The following is a 20,105-nucleotide window of genomic DNA, read 5'->3' on the forward strand; positions in this document are numbered from 1 at the left end:
AAATACTATAAATAGACTAGAATGTGACTTTGAGGAGAGCCATTACTATGAATAACTATAATATTTTAACTATTAACCCAGGATCAACTTCAACAAAAGTATCCTTATTTAAAAATAATGAGTTAGTATTTGAACAAGTATTAAGACATCCAGCAGAAGAACTTAATGCCTATGCTACATTACTTGATCAATATGAGTATCGTAAAGAAAAAATTGAAAGTTTTCTTGAAGAAAAAGGAATCAAATTAACAGATTTAAATGCTATTTCTTGTAGAGGTGGTCTTATTGGACCTATTCCAAGTGGTACGTATGCAATTGATGAAGCTTTATTTACAAGATTATCTACAGATGTAGTACATGCTTCTAACTTAGCAGGTATTATTGGATATAATATGGCTAAAGAACTTAATATTCCATCATACATTACAGACCCAGTAACAGTAGATGAAATGGCACCTATTGCAAAAGTAACAGGTATTCCAGGTGTTAGAAGAAAGAGTAAATTCCATGCTCTTAACCAAAAAGCAGTAGCAAGACGTGCAGCAAAACAACTTAATAAACGTTACGATGAAAGCAACTTTATTGTAGTACACATTGGTGGCGGTATTAGTATTGGTGCTCATGAGCTTGGTAAAGTAGTAGATGTGAATAACGTTATTGATGGTGATGGACCTCTTGCACCAACACGTGCAGGTTCAATTCCAGTGGAATCAGTAATTGATTTATGTTTCTCAGGAGAGTATAAATCAGCACAAGAATTTAAAGAATTTGTTTCTCAACGTGCAGGACTTACTGCATACCTTGGAACAAGTGATGTTAGAGACGTTCAAGATATGATGGAACAAGGAAATGAAGAAGCAAAAATGCTTTATGAAGCAATGGCTTATCAAATTTCTAAGAATGTAGGTGCAATGGCTACAGTTCTTAGAGGAAAAGTAGATGCTATTGTTATTACAGGTGGTGTAGCTTACTCAAAACAATTTATACGTCTTCTTAAAGAACGTATTGATTTCATTGGAGAAGTTATTATTATTCCAGGTGAAGAAGAAATGTTAGCTTTAGCTGAAGGTGCATTACGTGTATTAAGAGGCGAAGAAGCAGCAAAAACATTATAAAATAAATATAAATCCCTCCTTATCTTGAAATATTCAGACAAGTGTGTCATGATTGAGTATAGATAAGGGGGGATTTTTATGTTTCAAAAGAAAAAATATCTATTAGGAATAGTATTATTAGGAATAAGCTTGCTATTAAATGGTTGTTCGTCAGCATCATACATATCTAATACAGACAAAGCCACTTCAGAAATTGCTACAGAAGAAATAAAGCAAGAGTCAACTATGGATACTTTAAATAGTACAACAGGAAATAGTAATATACAGTTTGATACAAGCAATAAGCTTAATAGAAAAGTCATAAAAACAGGAATAATTAATTTACAGACTAAGACATTTGATGTAACAGTACAACAAGTCATGGATAAGGTAAATAATATAGGTGGATTCATTCAAAATTGCTCTATAGGAGGGAATGACCTATATGATACATATAGTAGGAGGTCTGCTTATTTAAGTATCCGAATTCCTAATATTGAATTTGATCAATTTATGAATGAGAGTGAGCAATTTGGAAATGTAACATCAAAGAGTATCGAAGGTGAAGATGTTACAGATAAATACATGGATACAGAAATTAGATTAGAAACATTAGAGATACAAGCAGAACGACTTAAAGAATTACTTAAACAAGCAGGAGACTTAGATAAGTTATTCAAGATAGAAAAGGAGTTAGCTAATGTAACTTATGAAATAGAATCTCTTAAAGGTACACTTAAAAAGTATGATAGCTTGATTGACTATTCAACAATAGAAATTTATATTGATGAAGCAGATGTTTATGTGGAACCTATAAAAGAAGATACTTTTGGAGAACGCATTAAAAACACATTTATGAGGTCTGTACAAGGCTTGGTAGATCTTTTGCAAAATTTATGCGTAGTTATTGTAGGAAGCCTACCATTTCTTATCATACTTATACCAATTATAGTCATTGTAATAAAGATCATACGAAGCAAAAGAAACAAACAAAATCATACAGATAATGATAAATAAAAAAGGTGCCACTATCATAGTGGCACCTTTTTTATAAAAAGAATTAAGCTTGGTTTACAGAACCGAATAATTCCATTTTTTCTTTAACTGTAGCTTTGATAGCTTCGAAACCTGGTCCTAAAAGTTTACGAGGGTCAAATCCTTTACCTTGTAAGTCTTTACCAGCTTCGATATATTTACGTGTAGCTTCAGCGAATGATAATTGACATTCTGTGTTAACGTTGATTTTAGCTACGCCTAAAGAGATAGCTTTTTTGATCATTTCTTCAGGAATACCTGTACCACCATGTAATACTAAAGGCATATCACCTGTAGCAGCAGCGATATCTGCTAATGCATCAAATGCTAAACCTTTCCAGTTCTCTGGGTATTGACCATGGATATTACCGATACCAGCAGCAAGCATTGTTACACCTAAGTCAGCAATAGCTTTACATTCGTTAGCATCAGCGATTTCACCAGCACCAACAACACCATCTTCTTCTCCACCGATTGAACCAACTTCAGCTTCTAAAGAAAGACCTTTTTCTGAAGTTAAACCAACTAATTCAGTAGTTTTAGCAATGTTTTCTTCGATAGCGTAGTGTGAACCATCGAACATGATTGAAGAGAAACCAGCAGCCATAGCAGCTTTAGCTCCTTCGTAGCTACCGTGATCTAAGTGAAGAGCAACTGGAACAGTAATGTTTAATTCTTCGATTAAACCGTTTACCATACCAACGATAGTTTTGTAACCACCCATGTATTTACCAGCACCTTCTGATACACCTAAGATAACTGGTGAGTTATTTTCTTGAGCTGTTAATAATACTGCTTTTGTCCATTCTAAGTTGTTGATGTTGAATTGACCTACAGCGTATTTACCAGCACGAGCTTTAGTAAGCATTTCTTTTGCAGAAACTAACATGATATAAAACCTCCGTATAATGGAATTCTATTTGGAGAAAAATGATAAATTCTATCGATTTTTCCTTGCCTTTTCTTATTATACCCCAAATGTCAAGTTGTGAAAATATAAACCAACAATTTTAATATACTAAAAATGGAAGTGAAAATAGAGATTTAATAGTTAAATTATATAAGAAATATCAATAAGATATAATTTATAATAATTAAATAGTTTGATAATTATACAGAAGTAGTATAATTAAGGTAAGAATAGGGATAGTAATCAATGTATAAAATGGGGGAAGGATCAATGGAATATACCTATAAGATTGTGCCGTATATGTATTGGCAAACCACAGAATTTGAAAAATGGTTATCGGATTTGGCATTAGAGGGGCTAGAAGTTGTAAAGTTAGGGGAAACTTGGATAAAGTTAAAGCGAATACAACCTAAGCGACTTATCTATAAAATTATGTTAGATGAAGAATCCATAGAAAAAGAATATAAGGAAACAGATGGATGGAACAAGGTTCATACACCCAATAAATTTTGTTTGTATGTTTCAGAAGAAGAACAGGCAAAGGTATGGTTAGAATATGACCATAAAAAAGAAATACAAAAAGTAGAAGGCCTTTTAAATGCATGTAAAATAGATGGAATTATGACACTGCTTTTATTAGTTGTATGGGCTGTTATGTTCAGTTTTAGTATTGGGCAGGGGCTCGTATATAAGCTACTAACAGGTAGTTTGACAGCCTATATTATATTGTTTATTACCTATATTATATTATTACCTCAAAAGATTAAGGAATTTAGGGGGTTAAAAGCTTTAAAGTTAAGATTAGAGGGGAAAGTTAAACAAATTAATAATCAAGAATATGAAAAAATACATAAAGATAATCTTATACGAGTCGTTACTTCATGGATAACAATAATCATATTTATACTTACCTTTATAAGTATTTTAAGTGAAGATGATGGGTATATGAAACACTCTATAGAATTTATTGATATACCTATTGTGAGCTTAGCCTCTTTAGAAACAGATAGTACTTTTAGTAGAATGCACCAGGAAAATAAAGAAGACATTGATTGGAAGAATAGTTATGAAAAGAAAAGTAATTTATTTTTAAGCACGCAATATGAAATGAGGGAGACTGGTAAAGTAGAAAATTCAAAGCTTAAAGTGGATGAACCTTTTATCAATCAAACCATTTATGAAATAAACTTTAAGAGCATGGTAAAGCCTTTTACTAATAGTTTGTTAAAGCGTAGAATCACAAGAGGTTATCGTGAGATGGAAGCAATGGAGGATAAAGGTTTAGATAGCCTTTACATACATGAAATATGGAATGGTATAGAGATAATAGCTGTAAAGGGTAAAGTGGTTATGGAATTATATTATCGTGGGAATGGAGATAAGGAAGAAGTTATAGAACAAGTAATACAGACATTAGACTGCTATCAATAATAAGAATAGACATAGAAAAAGGACCGTACTTTACGGCCCTTAATTATTTAGAATAATAAGTGTGCTACAAGTGCAATTACTGGAAGCGTTACTAAAGTTCTTTGGATAAAGATAATGAAGAGTTCTTTTAAGTTTACTGGAATCTTTGATCCGAGTAAAAGTGCCCCAACTTCTGATAAGTAGATAAGCTGTGATACAGATGTACAAGCAACTACAAAACGTGTCATATCAGAAGCAATGTCACCAGCTAAAATGGAAGGTAGGAGCATATCTGCAAAACCAGCCATAAGTGTACTAGAAGCTGCCATAGCTTCAGGAATACCAAGTAATGCAAGTACTGGATAGAATGGTAATCCAATGATTTTGAAGAATGGTGTGTATTCTGCAATAATCAGTGTGATTGTCCCAACACCCATAACAATTGGAATAACTGCAAACCACATATCAATTACATTTTTAACACCATCTTTAAAGATACAAGTTGTGATACTTTGATGCTCAGCTTTATCAATAGCATTTTTAAATCCAAAAGTAAAAGCATTATGACCTTGTGGAAGTGTTTCTTGCATATTAGGTTTTGTACCATTTACAAGAACATCTTTTTTCTTAGCAAGAGGTCCAAACTTAGGTACTACGATTGCAGCTACGATACTTGCAAGTGTTACTGTTAAATAAAATGGAATGAACATATGGCTAAGCCCTACTGTTTCTGCAATAACAAGTGTAAATGTAATAGAAACAAGAGAGAATGTTGTTCCGATAACGCAAGCTTCTCTTTCTGTATAGAAGCCTTCTTCGTATTGTTTACTTGTAAGAAGAACGCCGATAGTACCATCTCCAAGCCAAGACGCAATACAGTCAATTGCTGAACGTCCTGGTAATTTGAACACTGGGCGCATAACTTTAACAAGTAATGAACCTACAAATTCAAGTAATCCGAAGTTAAGTAAAAGTGGAAGAAATAATCCTGCAAAAAGGAAGATTGTAAAGAGAATAGGAAGTAAATCGTTAAGAATAAGTCCTCCTGTTAATTCTCCATAGATCATTTCTGGCCCAACTTCAAATACTGCACAAGTTAAGAATACAACACTTAAAAGACGAATAACTACCCATACAGGTGTTACATTAAAGAGAGTATTTAAAAATTTATTTTCCATAATAAATTTAGGTTTTATACATTTTGTTACAATAGTTCCAATACCTGTTACAATAGTAATCCCTAATAGGATAGCAGGTAATAAACTAGCGAGTTGTCCTTGCAACCATTTAGATAGAATAGCTACAGGAATTGTAATTCCCCCATCGACTGAAAAAGGAATCATAAATAAGAATATCCCAATTAATGATGGGATAATGAACTTTATGATTGAACTAGTCTTATACGTTTTCATAATGATTTCCCCTCTATATTTAAATTTGTTATGTTAAGTATTATCTTGTATCATTATAAATTAATACTAATAAAAATGCAATAATGAATTTACATAAACATGCATAAAAATAAGTAACTTATGTAACCTTCATAAAAGTAGAATTACTACCTAGTGCTAGAAGTAAGTTCTTGCTATAATAAGAAAGAATTAATAATAACAAAGATAACCTATTAAATAGGTTTGGATAAAGGAGATAAAAGTATGCTACATGCTTTCCAAAGAACAGAAATGCTACTTGGTACAGAGGCATTAGAAAAATTAAAAAATAGTAAAGTAGCTGTTTTTGGTGTAGGAGGAGTAGGCTCTTATACAGTTGAAGCACTTGCTAGAACAGGTGTAGGTAATTTAGTGCTTATTGATAGTGATACTGTTTGTGTATCTAATATTAATAGACAAATCCATGCTACGGTAGAAACAGTAGGTAAACCAAAAGTTGAAGTTATGAAAGAACGTGTGCTTCTTATTAATCCAGAAGCCAATGTGACAACTTATGAAGCACTCTATAATGCAGAAACAGCAGAAAGTCTATTAAATGAAGACTATGATTATGTTGTAGATGCTATTGATATGGTAACTTCTAAAATTGATCTTATTGTAAGATGTAAAGAAAAGAATATTCCAATCATTAGTGCTATGGGTGCAGCGAACAAATTAGATCCAACACAATTAGAAGTAACAGATATCTATAAAACAAGTGTGTGCCCATTAGCAAAAGTTATGCGTCATGAGCTTAAAAAACGTAGGGTAAAGAAACTTAAAGTTGTATATTCTAAAGAACCAGCACTCAAACCAACACAACCAGAACCAACAGGTGAAGCGCCAGAACCAGGTACATGGACAAGAAGACAAATCCCTGCATCTGTAGCTTTTGTACCATCTGTATCAGGGTTGATTATTGCAGGTGAAGTAATTAAAGAACTTATAGGTTATAAAAAATAATTAGATAAAAATTACGAGGACACTGATATTAAAATCAGTGTCCTTTTTTTGCTAAGTAGGTTTATAAGCAGAAGAATGAAAAGCCTTTTTGAGGACAGACTAATTTATAGGAGAGATGAAAAGAGTAGTTGACAAAAGAAAAAAAACAAATTACACTAACTTTAAAATAACCCCCCAGGAGGGGGAGGGTAGGTGGAAAGATGAAAGATCAAAAATTTAAAGTAAATGGTATGACCTGTTCGGCTTGTGTCGCTCATGTTGAGAAGAGTGTAGGCAAGCTAGAGGGTGTTAATAAAGTAAACGTTAATTTGTTTAATAACACGATGCAAGTTAGCTATGATGTAGATAAATTAAATCCTGAAGCTATTATTGCTGCCGTTGAAAGTGGTGGATATAGCGCAGAATTAGAACAAAACAATAATCAAATAGCAAAGAGTAAAATAAATCAAGTAGATCCTGTGCAAGAAGAAATCAAAGATATGAAGAGACGTCTTATTATTTCTTTCATATTTGCAATACCTTTATTCTATATTTCGATGGGACACATGATGGGATGGCCATTTTTAGAAGCTTTCCATGGGAATGAGAATGCCTTAAGTTTTGCATTTACACAATTCTTACTGGCATTACCAGTTGTCATTGTAAATAGTAAGTACTATAAGGTAGGTTTTAGAGCACTTATTAAAGGTGCTTCTAATATGGATACATTAATCGCAATAGGTTCAGCTGCAGCACTTATCTATGGCGTCTTTGCAATTTATAAAATGAGTTATGGATTAGGGCATGGAGATATGGAGCTAGTAATGCAATATTCCATGGACCTCTATTTTGAATCAGCAGCTGTCATTCTAGCACTTATAACATTAGGTAAGTTCTTAGAAACACGTGCAAAAGGGAAAACGTCTGAAGCTATTAAAAAGCTTATGGACTTAGCACCTAAAACAGCAATCGTGATAAGGGATGGGCAAGAGATAGAAGTTGCTATTGAGCAGGTAGTAGTAGGTGATATTATCCTTGTGAAACCAGGTCAAAGTATTCCTGTAGATGGTGTTATTGTAGAAGGGACTTCATCAGTAGATGAATCAATGCTTACAGGAGAAAGTATTCCTGTTGAGAAGCAAGCAGGTGATAAAGTTATTGGTGCAAGCATGAATAAGACGGGAACATTTAAGTTTAAGGCTGTTCATGTTGGAAGTGATACGACCTTATCACAAATTATTAAGTTAGTAGAAGATGCAAGTGGTTCAAAAGCACCAATCGCAAAATTAGCAGATCAAATCAGTAGTGTATTCGTACCAGTAGTTATAGGTATAGCTATAGTGGCAACGATTGTATGGTTATTCCTTGGAGCACCATTTGAGTTTGCACTGTCTATTGGTATTTCTGTATTAGTTATTTCTTGCCCATGTGCATTAGGGCTTGCAACACCAACAGCTATCATGGTTGCTACAGGTAAAGGTGCAGAAAATGGCATTCTGATTAAATCAGCAGAGGCACTTGAAACCTTACACAAAGTAGACCGTATTGTTTTAGATAAAACAGGAACGATTACAGAGGGGAAACCTCGTGTAACAGATATTATTGTAAGACAAGGACTTGATGAACAAGAATTCTTAATCTTTGCAGCATCAGCAGAAAAACAATCTGAACATCCTTTAGCAGAGGCTATTGTTTTAGAAGCAAATGAACGTAACTTAACATTAAAGCAAGCAACTAACTTTAAGGCTTTAGTAGGTCAAGGGCTAGAAGTTGTCGTAGAAAATAAAAAATTATATATAGGAAATGCTAAGCTTATGAAAGAGCAAGGCATTACTATGGAAGCTTTTGAAGCAAAGGCAATTCAATTAGCTGAGGACGGAAAAACACCTCTTTACTTTGCAGATGAAAAAGGAATAATGGGTATTATTGCAGTAGCAGATACAATTAAGCCAACAAGTAAAGAAGCCATTACACAGATGCAGGAAATGGGTATTGAAGTCATCATGCTCACTGGAGATAATAGAAGAACTGCAGAAGCAATCCAAAAACAGTTAGGTATAGCAAAAGTTATAGCAGAGGTATTACCACAAGATAAAGAACAAGAAGTACGTAAGCTTCAAGAAGCAGGCCATGTTGTAGCTATGGTTGGTGATGGTATTAATGATGCACCGGCATTAGCACGTGCAGACGTAGGGGTTGCCATTGGTGCAGGAACTGATGTAGCTATTGAATCAGCGGACATTGTTCTTATTAAGAGTGACTTACTTGATGCAGTATCAGCAGTATCTTTAAGTCGTGCTACAATCAAAAATATTAAACAAAACTTATTCTGGGCATTCTTCTATAATGTTGTAGGTATTCCACTTGCAGCAGGTGTATTCTATACACTTTTAGGATGGAAGTTAAATCCTATGTTTGCAGCTGCAGCGATGAGTTTAAGCTCAGTCACAGTTGTAAGTAATGCACTTAGATTAAAGTTTTTTAAACCTAAAACATCTAATAGAGTAGTAGAAAATAATAAAAATGTACAACAACAATTAACAAGTAAAGTTAATAGTGATATGATTAAAATAGAAGAGAAAGAGGAGAGTAAAAAGATGACAAAACATATGGTTATTGAAGGTATGAGCTGTGGACATTGTTCAGGAAGAGTAGAAAAAGCATTAAATGCACTTGAAGGTGTAACAGCAACAGTAAATCTTGAAACAAAAACAGCAACAGTAGAACTTACTCAAGAAGTAAGTGATACAGTGCTTAAAGAAACAGTAGAAAACGCAGGATATGATGTAATAAGTATTAATTAAGTAAGAATAGGGGATTCCTATGAAAGCAGATAAAGATAAAGTAGGCAGATACCTGAAAACTGCAAAAGGGCAGATTGAAGGGGTTCTTAAAATGATAGAAGAAGATCGCTATTGTATAGATGTTTCCAATCAATTGCTTGCAGTAGAGGCACTTCTAAAAAAAGCAAACCGCGAAGTACTCAAAGCACATATGGAACACTGTGTAGTTGAGGCTGTAGAGGATAATAAATCACAAAAGATAGAAGAAGTCCTCGCTATTATTGATAAATTAACGAAGTAATATAAAGATTGAATATAGGTATGAAGCCTATATTCAATCTTTTTTTATACCATAAAACTAATCTACCTATATAGAAAAATTTTCCACTCATATTTTTTCAACAAAATAGGTGACTTAAGTGTATTACATATATAAAACAAAAACTTTGGAGGAAAAGATTATGAATACAAAATTATTAAATACACTTAAAACATTATGCGTAGTAGGGGCTTTAGCAGCAACAAGTTTCTCTGTTATAGCAGCACCGGTTGAAGGCCAAACTAAAGTGATTAAAGAGAAGGCAGCAGTTGTATGTAATGTAGGCTACATTGAGGATACTATTGTAAAAATTGATGAGAAAAATAAGCAAGTTATCGTAGGTGATGCAGAGGATAAAGGTGCACAGATCATTATTAATGTAACAAAACAAACGAATATACTTTCTGTGAAAGATAAGAAGGTATACACATTTAGTGATCTAGAAGTAGGACAAAAAATAGGAATTGAATCAAATGGCATGATGACAAATGGTCAACTTACGGCTTTTGTCCTGACAGTGATGGAAGATGAAAATGAAGAAGAAGAAAACTTAGCTATTTGTCCTGTAGCAGGCTATATCACAGATACAATTGTAGGTATTGATGCTGATGCACAAACTATCATCTTAGGTGATGCAACAGATAAAGAAGCACAAATTGTTGTAAAGGTAAATGAAGATACTCAAATTAGTCATGAATTAAATAAAAGAGCTTATACTTTTGCAGACTTTGAGGTAGGTCAACAAGTTATACTTGAATCAAACGGTATAATGACAAACGGCCAAGTAACGGCTTTCTTCCTCACAATATTAGATGAGCAAGAAGAAAATTTAGTAACATGTCCTGTAGCAGGCTATCTTACAGAACAAATTGCAAAAATTGATAAAGAAGCTAAAACCATCACTCTTGGTGATAAAAAAGATGAGGAATCACAAATTATAGTGAAAGTCACAGAAAATACTAAGATTACAGATGCTAAAAATAAAAAAGTAGTTAAATTTAGTGACTTAAAAGTATGCCAAACCATTTCAGTAGAATCAAATGGTATGATGATAAATGGACAAGTAGAAGCTTTTGAAATTACAATTCAATAAAACTTTCGGTATTAAAGTATATGTTAGATTATTTTAAATTAAGGTATAATAAAATTAGAAGTTAAAATTTCCGATAAGAGGAGTGAGGGGAAATGGTTAGACATATTGTAATGTGGAAGGTAGCAGAACATCCTGAACATGGTTCTAAAGAAGAAATTATGGCTAAAATTAAAGAAAGACTTGAAGCTCTAAAAGGGGAAATAGAAGGGCTTGTTGAGATTGAGGTGGGGATTAACTTTAATCCTTCAGAAGCTAGCTATGATTTAGCATTAGATTCAGTATTTACAGATGCTGAAGCACTTAACTATTATCAGGGGCATCCAAAGCATTTAGAAGTGGCTAATAGCTTAGTAAGACAAGTGGCAATATCAAGAGCAGTAGTAGATTATGAAATGTAATTAAAGCATAAAAAAGATCAGCAAGCCATGAGGTGCTTGCTGATCTTTTTCTATCTAGTCATCACTTAAAAGTAATTTTCTACAATGTGTCTAGAAAGAGTTGTTTTACACCAAGAAGTGTACTTAAAGAAGAGTCTGTACTTAACTTTATATGAAAAGATGGGGGACTCGTCGCTAAAGAAGCTTTTAATCCAGACTCAAATAAAGTATAACTTTTGGCTATTTGGCCACCAATAACTAAAGTATGAGGATTGAAAGTCTCCAAAAAATCATTAATCGCTTCGCCAAAACGTTTTCCAAAGTATTCAAAAGTGGTAAGAGCATACAGATTACCTTGTAAAGCAGAATCAGCGATAGATTTAACATCTGGCATTTGGATGCCATGAAGTTTTTCATGAAGACTAAGAATACCTCTTGCTGAAATATGGTTATCAATGATACTACCTAAAAAAGGTGTATCATAAACCCAACCATTAGGTGGAACATCTTCTCTAGAGGTAATGAGTTTACCATCTTCTAAAAAGGCAGACCCAAGGCCTGTACCAATACAGAGACAAAGAACTTTGCCTGACATTAGGCTTTCATCTAAAACAGTCTCTCCTAATGCATAAAGACTTGCATCATTTTCGAAGCGAATTGTGTAGTGAGGAGTGGTCTGAGAGATAAACGCTTCATGATGACTAAGTTTAAGCATAAGGGTTTGTCTTAAGTCTATGCCATAAAGTGCATCATACTTATTAATATTTTGCATAAGTGAAATGCCTTTTTCATAGTCAAAAGGACCAGGGAATGCCATGCCAATGCCTTTAATAATAATAGGAAAAGGTATCTTTTTAAACTCATCTATAATAATAGACGTAAAGTGATCTAAAATAGTTCCCAAATCTTCATTAGATTTTGAAGGATAATGAGAAATTTTAGAACTAATTAGATGACCAGCTTCCGATATGACGCCAGCTTTGATAGAGGTACCACCTACATCAAGTGCAATAAATCCATTCATAAGAAAATCCTTTCTAATATGTTATAACATATAATGGGTTAAATATAAATATATTATAACATATTGAAAAGGATAAGGATATATGTTATAACATATTTATATTGATTTATATTTTAAGAGAAGATAAGCGCTAGGAGGCCCTACATGTTAGATCGCAAATGGAAAGTATACGTTATTCACCACTCACACACAGATATAGGTTATACAGATTTACAAGAAAAAATCATGTACAACCATATGGATTACATTAAATCAGCAGTGACTATGACAGCCGAAAGACCAGCTTTTAAGTGGAATTGTGAAACATACTATTGTGTAGAAAAATTCTTAGAAGAAGCTACTGAAGAAGAGAGACTTGCATTTATTGAGCAAGTTAAAAAAGGTGGAATGGGACTTTCAGCAAGTTACCTTAACTTTACAGATTTAGTAGATAAACAAGTGCTACATAATCGTACAAAAGCGATGGTAGAGTACTTCAAGCAATATGATGTTCCTGTAAAAGTAGCTATGAATGCAGACGTAAATGGAATTTCATTAGGAAGCTTAGATGTATTCTTAGATAATGGAATTGAATTCTTATTTACAAATATTCACTGTCACCATGGTATGTACCCTCTTTATCAAAATCAAAAACCATACTTCTGGGAAAATGAAGCAGGTAAAAAACTTCTTGTATGGAATGGGGAACATTATAACTTAGGTAATGCACTAGGACTTGTTCCAAATAAACATGCAAACTTCATGACAGAAAATTATTTTGGTAAAGAAAAACCAAAAACTCCAGTAGAATCATTTAAAGATAATTTATATGACTACTTAAAAGAATGCGTAGATAATGGCTATAAATATGACTTCATGGTTACAAGTGTATCAGGCGTATTCAGTGATAATGCACCTCCAAACATGGATATCCTTGACTTAATAGAAGAATTCAATGCCAACTATGGTGCTGAAGTTGAAGTTGAAATGGTAACAATAGCACAACTTTATGATGGTATTAAAGATAAATTAGGAGATATTCCAACTTATAAAGGTGATTTAACAGACTGGTGGGCGCATGGGGTTGGTAGTACACCATATCCAGTTAAACACTATAAAGAAGCACAAAGAGCTTACCACCTTTGCGAACGTCTTGACCCAGAGCATAAAGTGATGAGAGAAGACTTTATAAAAGATGCAGAAGATAACTTACTTGTATATGCAGAACATACTTGGGGACATTCTTCAACGATTACAAATCCATACGATACAATGGTACAAAACTTAGATATTCGTAAAAATAGTTATGCTTCTAAAGCACATGAAGCAACAGCTAAGAACTTAAACCGTATTCTACATAGCAAAGGTGATAAGTTAAGATACTATGACCGTGATGGTAGAATCAAAGCAATTAATGCTTCTGATAAAGCAGGTAAGAAAGTAGTTGAATTCTATATTGAAGTATGGAAATACGATGGTGTAGAAGTGACTTCAGAACTTACTGGTGAAGTAATGAACACACAAATTTCTTCACATCCAAGAGGGGTACTTATTAGTTTTGTTGACCACTTTGAAGGAAACCAAGAAAAAACATATAAATTCGTTGAAAAAGCTGATGCACCAGTTAAGAACAACACACGTATTGCTTACATGGGTTCAGAACGCGTTAAAGATATCGTTAACGAGTATGATCCTGTAACTTATACACTTCCTTATGGTGTTGAAAATGACTACTTCAAAATTAGCTATGAAGTAGGTAAAGGTGTAACATCTTTCTATAATAAAGTGGATGATGTAGAGATGCTTAAAGAAGGCGATGCACGTTTCTTCACACCAATTTATGAAAACACAGAGATTCGTACAGATATCTATGAAGAAAGACGTTTACTTGGAAGAAATATTAGAGGACTTCATGCTAAAAAATATATTGCAACACTTGATGACCTTAAGCTGATTAATAATGGTCCAGTGTTCACAACCATTGAACTTATTTACAAATTAGAGGGTACATTCTTCAGTTCAGTAGTGATTAAAATGTACAATACATTACCAAAAATCGAATTCAAATACAAAATCGCAAAAACACTTTCACAAGACGTAGAAAACATCTTATTACCACTTACTTTAAACTTACCACAAAGTACACTTTATGTAGATAAGAGTGATGCATGCTTTAGACCAGGGATTGATCAACTTCCAGGAACATGTATGGAATACTACCTTATCGACAATGGTCTTGTGTATGAAACTAAGGCTCACAATATCTTAATTCAAACAAAAGATGCACCTATGATTTACATGGGAGAACTTACACATCACCCAATTACACTTTGTGATAACAAAGAAGCAAATAACCACCGTGATGTATACTCATGGATCATGAATAATATTTGGGAAACAAACTTTAAAATGGACTTATCAGGTATTACAGAGTTTTGCTATAGCTTAACGATGACAGATAAAGAAGCAGCAAAAGATAGCTTCAAAACAATGAAAGACGAAGACTTTGGTGTTGTAACATTCATGACAAACTAAAGCATATTAAGGGGTAGGCGATTAGGAAAGGACTAGAAAAATGGCAAGATACGATAAATATCCAGAAGTAAGAGTAAAAGGTTATGATGATCACGCTGTAGCAGGATATCCTGCTATAGCTGGCATTGTTCAAAAAGACTTAAAAGTAGGTACAAAAAATGTAGTTGTAGTAGATTGTTATCCAGGTGTAGATGAACAAGAAATTATTAAAGGGCTAGAAAGCCTTAACTTTGATAAAGTTATTTGTTCAGATTACTGTGCACTCAGAGAGGAAGCACTTACACAAGCTATAGATGAGTACTTAACTGAAGACCGTGTGTTTGGGGTACTAACTACAAAGAATTTCAAAGATGTCTTTGTAACAGAAAAGATAGAGGCAGCTCGCGCTGAAATTGAAGAAGCTAAAGGTAATGTACTTGTAATTGGTGTAGGTGCAGGCTTAATTACAACAGGTGACTTATATATCTATGCAGATTTAGCAAGATGGGAAATTCAACTTCGCTATCGCAAGGGTATGAGTAACTGGAATGTAAGTAATGCAGATGCTCCAATTTTAACAAAGTATAAAAGAGGTTTCTTTGTAGAGTGGCGTATGGCAGATAGACATAAGATGAGCCATTTCCAAAATTTTGACTATGTTCTAGATACAAATGTTGCCAATGAACCAAAGTTAATTACAGCAGAGAGTTTCTTTGCAGGCCTTAAACAAACAGCTAATCGTCCATTTAGAGTGGTACCATATTTTGACCCAGGTGTATGGGGTGGACAATGGATGAAAGAAGTATGTGACCTTGATAAAGAACAAGAAAACTTTGCTTGGAGCTTTGACGGTGTACCAGAAGAAAACAGTCTTTTCTTACGTTATGGAGATATTAGAGTAGAAGTGCCATCTATTGATGTGGTATTTTATCAGCCAATAGAACTTCTAGGAACACGTGTACATGCTAGATTTGGAAAAGAATTCCCTATTCGCTTTGACTTCTTAGATACTATGGGAGGGCAAAACTTATCTCTTCAAGTACATCCTTTAACAGAGTATATTCAACAGACCTTTGGAATGCACTATACACAAGATGAAAGTTATTATATCTTAGACTGTAAAGAAGGTGCAGATGTCTACTTAGGACTTAAAGAAGGCATTAATAAAGAAGAAATGATTGATGATCTTTATATTGCTCAAACGGGTGAAAAAAGCTTTGATGCAGATAAATATGTCAATCGTTTTAAAGCACATAAGCATGATCACTTCCTTATTCCAGCAGGGACAATACACTGTTCAGGTAGTGATACAATGGTACTTGAAATTAGTGCAACACCATATATCTTTACTTTTAAACTTTGGGATTGGGATAGACTTGGCTTAGATGGGCTACCACGTCCAATTCACGTAGAGCACGGAGAAAAGGTTATTGCTTGGGATCGTACAACAAAGTGGGTAGAAGAAAATTTAGTAAGCCCAGTACAAGTTGTAGGAGAAGGTGAGGGCTATGTAGAAGAAAGAACAGGTCTTCATGAACGTGAATTCATTGAAACGAGACGCCATTGGTTCACCGAAGCTGTACATCACACTACACATAATAGTGTAAATGTGTTAAATTTAGTAGAAGGTGAAGAAGCAATCGTAGAAAGTCCAACAGGAGCATTTGAACCATTTGTGGTACACTATGCAGAGACTTTCATTATCCCTGAAGCTGTAAAAGAGTATACTATTAAGCCTTATGGTGCTTCAGAAGGAAAGAAAATTGCTACGATTAAAGCTTTCGTGAGATAAATAATAGAAGACAAGGGTATTAAACTCTTGCTTTTGAACACGAATAACAAGGCTATGCTTAAGTAAAATTGAAAGAGATAGAAAGTAGGAGGTATATATGCTACAAAGAGGTAAAGGAGCCCCTACCCTTAAAGAACAGTTGATTAGGATTATTGAAGAGGAAATTCAACAAGGCATCTACAAACAAGGAGAACTGCTTCCAAGGGAGATTGATTACGAAGAAAAATATGGTGTAAGTCGTATTACAGTACGTGCAGCTATTGGCGACCTTGAGCAAAAAGGTTATGTAGAACGCATTAAGGGGAAAGGAACCATTGTTTTAAAACAAAAACAATCAGAGCCCTTACTTAAAATAGAAGGCTTTACAGATGAGATGAAAGCCCAAGGTATTATACCAACTACAAAGAGCGCAAAGATTAGCCTAGTTAAAGCTGATGAAGTATGTGCGCGTGCATTACAAATAGATAAAGGCATGCCTGTATATGAACTGATACGTATAAGATGTATCAATGATATTCCAGTGGTACGCTTTAAAACATACATTAAATGTCATATTGATTTAGAATTAGATAAAGACCTTTATTATGGGTCACTTTATGATTATCTTAGAACAAGGCATCAAGTAGAGATTTCTAAGATTACACAACGCATAACAGCAGGGCTTGCTGATGAGGTACTAGCAGAAGAACTAAATTGCAACAAAAAAGGTCCGATGCTTATTTTAAAGAGAATAGGCTATGATCAAAAAGGCGAAGTATTTGAATATACAGAAGGCCAATATGTTGCTTCAAGATATGAATACTATATGGAACTTAATAAATAAAAAGTGAGGGAGTTACCATAATCTTAATAAGGGTTAAAGGTGACTCCCCTTATTATTTACTTTAAACACAAAAGTTAATGGAAAGAGGCATTAAATATGGATAAACATACAATCAAAAAAGTACATGTGGTCTATAAAACACATTTAGATATTGGATTTACTAACTTTGGGTATCAAGTATTAGATAATTACCTTAATCAATTTATTCCAAAAGCTATAGACTTAGCCTTAAAGTTAAATACGAAGGAAGATAAGAAATTTATTTGGACAGTAGGCTCTTATCTAATAGATTATTATTTAAAACATGCTTCACAAGCTGAACAAGAAAAGCTTGTTTGTGCGATTAAAGATGGTTCAATTAGATGGCATGGTATTGCTTGTACAACGCATACAGAAGCCATGAATGAAGCATTATTAGAATATAGCTTAAATATATCAACGAAGTTAGATGAACAGTTTGGAACACATACTATTTCAAGCAAAATGACAGACGTACCTGGACATACACGTGGAATGGTGAAGCACTTAGCAAAAAGAGGTATATGTTATTTACACATAGGCGTTAATCCATCTTCTATGGTACCTAATGTACCACCAATATTTAGATGGCAAGATGGGGAAGATGAAGTTATCGTACACTACTCAGCAGGGTATGGAAAAGAGTTACTTATCGATGGCTTTGATGAGGTATTAGAGTTTGCTCATACAGGAGACAACTTAGGCCCTCAATCAGAAGAAGATATTTTAAATGAAATCGATAGAATACAGAAGTTATATCCTCATGCTACTATTCAAGCTTCTTCATTAGATGAATTTGCAAAAAGTATTTTAACCATTAAAGATAGATTACCAGTAGTAAAAGAAGAAATAGGAGATACTTGGATTCATGGTATTTCTTCAGATCCTAAGAAAATTGCAGAGTATAAAGAACTTCTTAGACTAAGAGATGAATGGATGAAGGCAGGCTTACTTAAAGAAGAAGATCAAGCATATGACGGATTCATGATGAATTTACTTATGATTGCTGAACATACATGGGGGCTAGACTTTAAAAAATACTTAGCAGACTTTAAAAATTGGTCTAAAGAAGACTTTAAAGCAGCTAGAGAAGCAGATGCTACAACACTTGAATTTTTAACTTATAGAAATAATCATATGTTAGAGGTGCTTGAGTATGATATTGAAAAGTACAGAGATGGACATTTTACAGGTTCCTATCAAACTTATGAAGCATCACATACAGAACAAAGAGACTATATCAAAAAAGCAGTAGAAGCATTACCATCTCACTTACAGCAACAAGCACAAGAAGCACTAGAGAGACTTAGACCACAAGCATTTGATAGAAGTGGGGAAGAAGTCTTTACAAATCGTATCCTTGAAGTAGGTGGATGGAACGTTAAAGTAGGTGCTCATGGTCAACTTACATACTTAGAAAATAATGAGAAAGTATGGTTAGAACAAGGTGAAGTGGGAAGATTGCAATATGATATCTATGACGTCGTAGATGTTGCTACAAACTACTATCAGTATAATAGAAACTTCTTAGAAACTTGCTCATGGTCTGAAGGAGACTTCTCTAAACCAGGTTTAGAGTTTGTAGAAGACCTTAAGAGTAGATGTTATGACTTTACAACAAGATATATTGTTAAAGATGGCAACCAACTTAAGGTAAGTCTATTTGGAGATGAGCAGGCAGCTAAGAAATATGGAATGCCTAACCAAGCTCAAATCTACTATACATTTGAAGCAGATAAAGTATCTATGCGTGTTGAATGGTTAGAAAAAGAGGCAAATAAAATACCAGAAGCCATCTGGTTGAAAGTACAATTTGACGTAGATAATCCATACAGATGGCAAATGAATAAATTAGGTGCATGGATAAGTCCATTTGACGTAGTAAGAGGTGGAAATAGAAAGCAACATGGAGTAGAAGCCTTAGCGTATGATGGAGCAGATGGCGCTATTCATATCCATAACATTCACAGTCCAATAGTAAGTATTGGAGATAAGAATATTTATAAGATGGATAATAAGGTAGATTCATTAGAAGAAGGATTCTACTTCAATCTTTTCAACAACAGATGGGGAACTAACTTCTGTCAATGGTGTGAGGATGATTGTGCTTTTGAATATGAAATAACTTTTAATAAATAAATACGAAAAAGATAAAAAGGAATTACTTTCAACCTAAGGTGAGGTTAAAAGTAATTCCCTTATTTTTCAGGATCTGTACGTTCATGAGGTGAATCTTGCCTGATTTCCCAATGGATAATGAGTGTCATGAGAGCACGTAGGAGAATAATTGCACCTAGAATGATGATCTCATCAATAGTACGTACGAGAACAGTTTTTAGAATCTCAGCAGCAAGTTTAAATTCCAGGGAGATGGCCATAGAACTAGCAAAGTGACTTCTAGAAGTTGATGGATTATGATGAAATAGGCTAACCATATAGTGATAAAAACCATTTGCTGCCCCAATGGTAAGGACTATGATTCCCATGGCTTCTAGTACATGAATGAGTGCAGGGAGATAACGAGTAATGAGAAATTCTAACATAGGTGGACTCCTTTAGAAT

Annotated in this window: 16 protein-coding genes; 12 read left to right on the forward strand and 4 right to left on the reverse strand. The window is 33.9% G+C overall.

Annotated features, from left to right (window positions below):
• Positions 1-47 precede the first annotated feature (47 nt).
• The gene (buk, locus tag BN2390_RS02930) at positions 48-1,115 is read left to right on the forward strand and encodes a butyrate kinase (RefSeq protein WP_053982853.1); all 1,068 of its coding nucleotides are present in this window, start codon (positions 48-50) and stop codon (positions 1,113-1,115) included.
• Between the two features lie 78 nt (positions 1,116-1,193).
• The gene (locus BN2390_RS02935) at positions 1,194-2,111 is read left to right on the forward strand and encodes a DUF4349 domain-containing protein (RefSeq protein WP_053982854.1); all 918 of its coding nucleotides are present in this window, start codon (positions 1,194-1,196) and stop codon (positions 2,109-2,111) included.
• Between the two features lie 43 nt (positions 2,112-2,154).
• On the opposite strand, the gene fba is transcribed toward BN2390_RS02935, so the two are convergent.
• Positions 2,155-3,018: a class II fructose-1,6-bisphosphate aldolase gene (gene fba, locus BN2390_RS02940; protein ID WP_053982855.1), complete on the reverse strand. Its 864-nt coding sequence runs from the start codon at positions 3,016-3,018 to the stop codon at positions 2,155-2,157.
• A gap of 291 nt (positions 3,019-3,309) precedes the next feature.
• Here fba and BN2390_RS02945 point away from each other — a divergent pair, with 291 nt between their 5' ends.
• Complete coding sequence (locus BN2390_RS02945; protein ID WP_053982856.1) at positions 3,310-4,470, forward strand: DUF2812 domain-containing protein; 1,161 nt, start codon at positions 3,310-3,312, stop codon at positions 4,468-4,470.
• 47 nt (positions 4,471-4,517) lie between these two features.
• On the opposite strand, the gene BN2390_RS02950 is transcribed toward BN2390_RS02945, so the two are convergent.
• Positions 4,518-5,861 carry a YjiH family protein gene (locus BN2390_RS02950; protein ID WP_053982857.1) on the reverse strand — a complete coding sequence of 448 codons (1,344 nt, stop codon included), beginning with the start codon at positions 5,859-5,861 and terminating at the stop codon, positions 4,518-4,520.
• A gap of 243 nt (positions 5,862-6,104) precedes the next feature.
• On the opposite strand from BN2390_RS02950, the gene BN2390_RS02955 reads away from it, so the two are divergent.
• From BN2390_RS02955 to BN2390_RS02975, 5 genes are all read left to right on the forward strand, one after another.
• Positions 6,105-6,842 carry a tRNA threonylcarbamoyladenosine dehydratase gene (locus BN2390_RS02955; protein ID WP_053982858.1) on the forward strand — a complete coding sequence of 246 codons (738 nt, stop codon included), beginning with the start codon at positions 6,105-6,107 and terminating at the stop codon, positions 6,840-6,842.
• A 200-nt stretch (positions 6,843-7,042) separates the two neighbouring features.
• Entirely contained in the window at positions 7,043-9,625 is a 2,583-nt protein-coding gene (locus BN2390_RS02960) for a heavy metal translocating P-type ATPase (protein WP_053982859.1), read from the forward strand.
• A gap of 19 nt (positions 9,626-9,644) precedes the next feature.
• A complete protein-coding gene (locus tag BN2390_RS02965) occupies positions 9,645-9,905 on the forward strand; it encodes a metal-sensing transcriptional repressor (RefSeq protein ID WP_053982860.1) in 261 nt (86 codons plus the stop codon).
• Between the two features lie 160 nt (positions 9,906-10,065).
• Positions 10,066-11,016: a hypothetical protein gene (locus BN2390_RS02970; RefSeq protein WP_053982861.1), complete on the forward strand. Its 951-nt coding sequence runs from the start codon at positions 10,066-10,068 to the stop codon at positions 11,014-11,016.
• Between the two features lie 92 nt (positions 11,017-11,108).
• A complete protein-coding gene (locus tag BN2390_RS02975; RefSeq protein WP_053982862.1) occupies positions 11,109-11,414 on the forward strand; it encodes a Dabb family protein in 306 nt (101 codons plus the stop codon).
• Between the two features lie 79 nt (positions 11,415-11,493).
• Here the strand turns inward: BN2390_RS02975 and BN2390_RS02980 are convergent, their stop codons facing one another.
• A complete protein-coding gene (locus BN2390_RS02980; protein ID WP_053982863.1) occupies positions 11,494-12,417 on the reverse strand; it encodes an ROK family protein in 924 nt (307 codons plus the stop codon).
• 144 nt (positions 12,418-12,561) lie between these two features.
• Here BN2390_RS02980 and BN2390_RS02985 point away from each other — a divergent pair, with 144 nt between their 5' ends.
• The 4 genes from BN2390_RS02985 (at position 12,562) to BN2390_RS03000 (ending at position 19,682) form a co-directional block, all read left to right on the forward strand.
• Entirely contained in the window at positions 12,562-14,931 is a 2,370-nt protein-coding gene (locus BN2390_RS02985) for a glycoside hydrolase family 38 N-terminal domain-containing protein (RefSeq protein WP_053982864.1), read from the forward strand.
• 40 nt (positions 14,932-14,971) lie between these two features.
• Positions 14,972-16,702, forward strand: coding sequence for a class I mannose-6-phosphate isomerase (locus tag BN2390_RS02990; protein ID WP_053982865.1), 1,731 nt, complete (start codon positions 14,972-14,974; stop codon positions 16,700-16,702).
• Positions 16,703-16,799: 97 nt separating this feature from the next.
• Positions 16,800-17,525, forward strand: a complete 726-nt coding sequence (locus BN2390_RS02995; RefSeq protein WP_053982866.1) for a GntR family transcriptional regulator — start codon at positions 16,800-16,802, stop codon at positions 17,523-17,525.
• A 96-nt stretch (positions 17,526-17,621) separates the two neighbouring features.
• Complete coding sequence (locus BN2390_RS03000) at positions 17,622-19,682, forward strand: DUF5054 domain-containing protein (RefSeq protein WP_053982867.1); 2,061 nt, start codon at positions 17,622-17,624, stop codon at positions 19,680-19,682.
• A gap of 59 nt (positions 19,683-19,741) precedes the next feature.
• On the opposite strand, the gene BN2390_RS03005 is transcribed toward BN2390_RS03000, so the two are convergent.
• Entirely contained in the window at positions 19,742-20,086 is a 345-nt protein-coding gene (locus tag BN2390_RS03005; protein WP_053982868.1) for a DUF1622 domain-containing protein, read from the reverse strand.
• Positions 20,087-20,105: the final 19 nt, after the last annotated feature.

The organism is Niameybacter massiliensis (assembly GCF_001282685.1).
Lineage (GTDB): Bacteria > Bacillota > Clostridia > Lachnospirales > Cellulosilyticaceae > Holtiella > Holtiella tumoricola.

What these genes read in the sequence shown, in the direction of transcription:
- BN2390_RS02980 (WP_053982863.1), bottom strand. Translation starts at nt 12,417, where the DNA reads ATGAATGGATTTATTGCACTTGATGTAGGTGGTACCTCTATCAAAGCT.
- BN2390_RS03000 (WP_053982867.1), top strand. Translation starts at nt 17,622, where the DNA reads ATGGATAAACATACAATCAAAAAAGTACATGTGGTCTATAAAACACAT.
- BN2390_RS02945 (WP_053982856.1), top strand. Translation starts at nt 3,310, where the DNA reads ATGGAATATACCTATAAGATTGTGCCGTATATGTATTGGCAAACCACA.
- BN2390_RS02975 (WP_053982862.1), top strand. Translation starts at nt 11,109, where the DNA reads ATGGTTAGACATATTGTAATGTGGAAGGTAGCAGAACATCCTGAACAT.
- BN2390_RS02950 (WP_053982857.1), bottom strand. Translation starts at nt 5,861, where the DNA reads ATGAAAACGTATAAGACTAGTTCAATCATAAAGTTCATTATCCCATCA.
- BN2390_RS02995 (WP_053982866.1), top strand. Translation starts at nt 16,800, where the DNA reads ATGCTACAAAGAGGTAAAGGAGCCCCTACCCTTAAAGAACAGTTGATT.
- BN2390_RS02965 (WP_053982860.1), top strand. Translation starts at nt 9,645, where the DNA reads ATGAAAGCAGATAAAGATAAAGTAGGCAGATACCTGAAAACTGCAAAA.
- BN2390_RS02935 (WP_053982854.1), top strand. Translation starts at nt 1,194, where the DNA reads ATGTTTCAAAAGAAAAAATATCTATTAGGAATAGTATTATTAGGAATA.
- buk (WP_053982853.1), top strand. Translation starts at nt 48, where the DNA reads ATGAATAACTATAATATTTTAACTATTAACCCAGGATCAACTTCAACA.
- BN2390_RS02985 (WP_053982864.1), top strand. Translation starts at nt 12,562, where the DNA reads ATGTTAGATCGCAAATGGAAAGTATACGTTATTCACCACTCACACACA.
- BN2390_RS02955 (WP_053982858.1), top strand. Translation starts at nt 6,105, where the DNA reads ATGCTACATGCTTTCCAAAGAACAGAAATGCTACTTGGTACAGAGGCA.
- BN2390_RS02970 (WP_053982861.1), top strand. Translation starts at nt 10,066, where the DNA reads ATGAATACAAAATTATTAAATACACTTAAAACATTATGCGTAGTAGGG.
- BN2390_RS03005 (WP_053982868.1), bottom strand. Translation starts at nt 20,086, where the DNA reads ATGTTAGAATTTCTCATTACTCGTTATCTCCCTGCACTCATTCATGTA.
- BN2390_RS02990 (WP_053982865.1), top strand. Translation starts at nt 14,972, where the DNA reads ATGGCAAGATACGATAAATATCCAGAAGTAAGAGTAAAAGGTTATGAT.
- fba (WP_053982855.1), bottom strand. Translation starts at nt 3,018, where the DNA reads ATGTTAGTTTCTGCAAAAGAAATGCTTACTAAAGCTCGTGCTGGTAAA.
- BN2390_RS02960 (WP_053982859.1), top strand. Translation starts at nt 7,043, where the DNA reads ATGAAAGATCAAAAATTTAAAGTAAATGGTATGACCTGTTCGGCTTGT.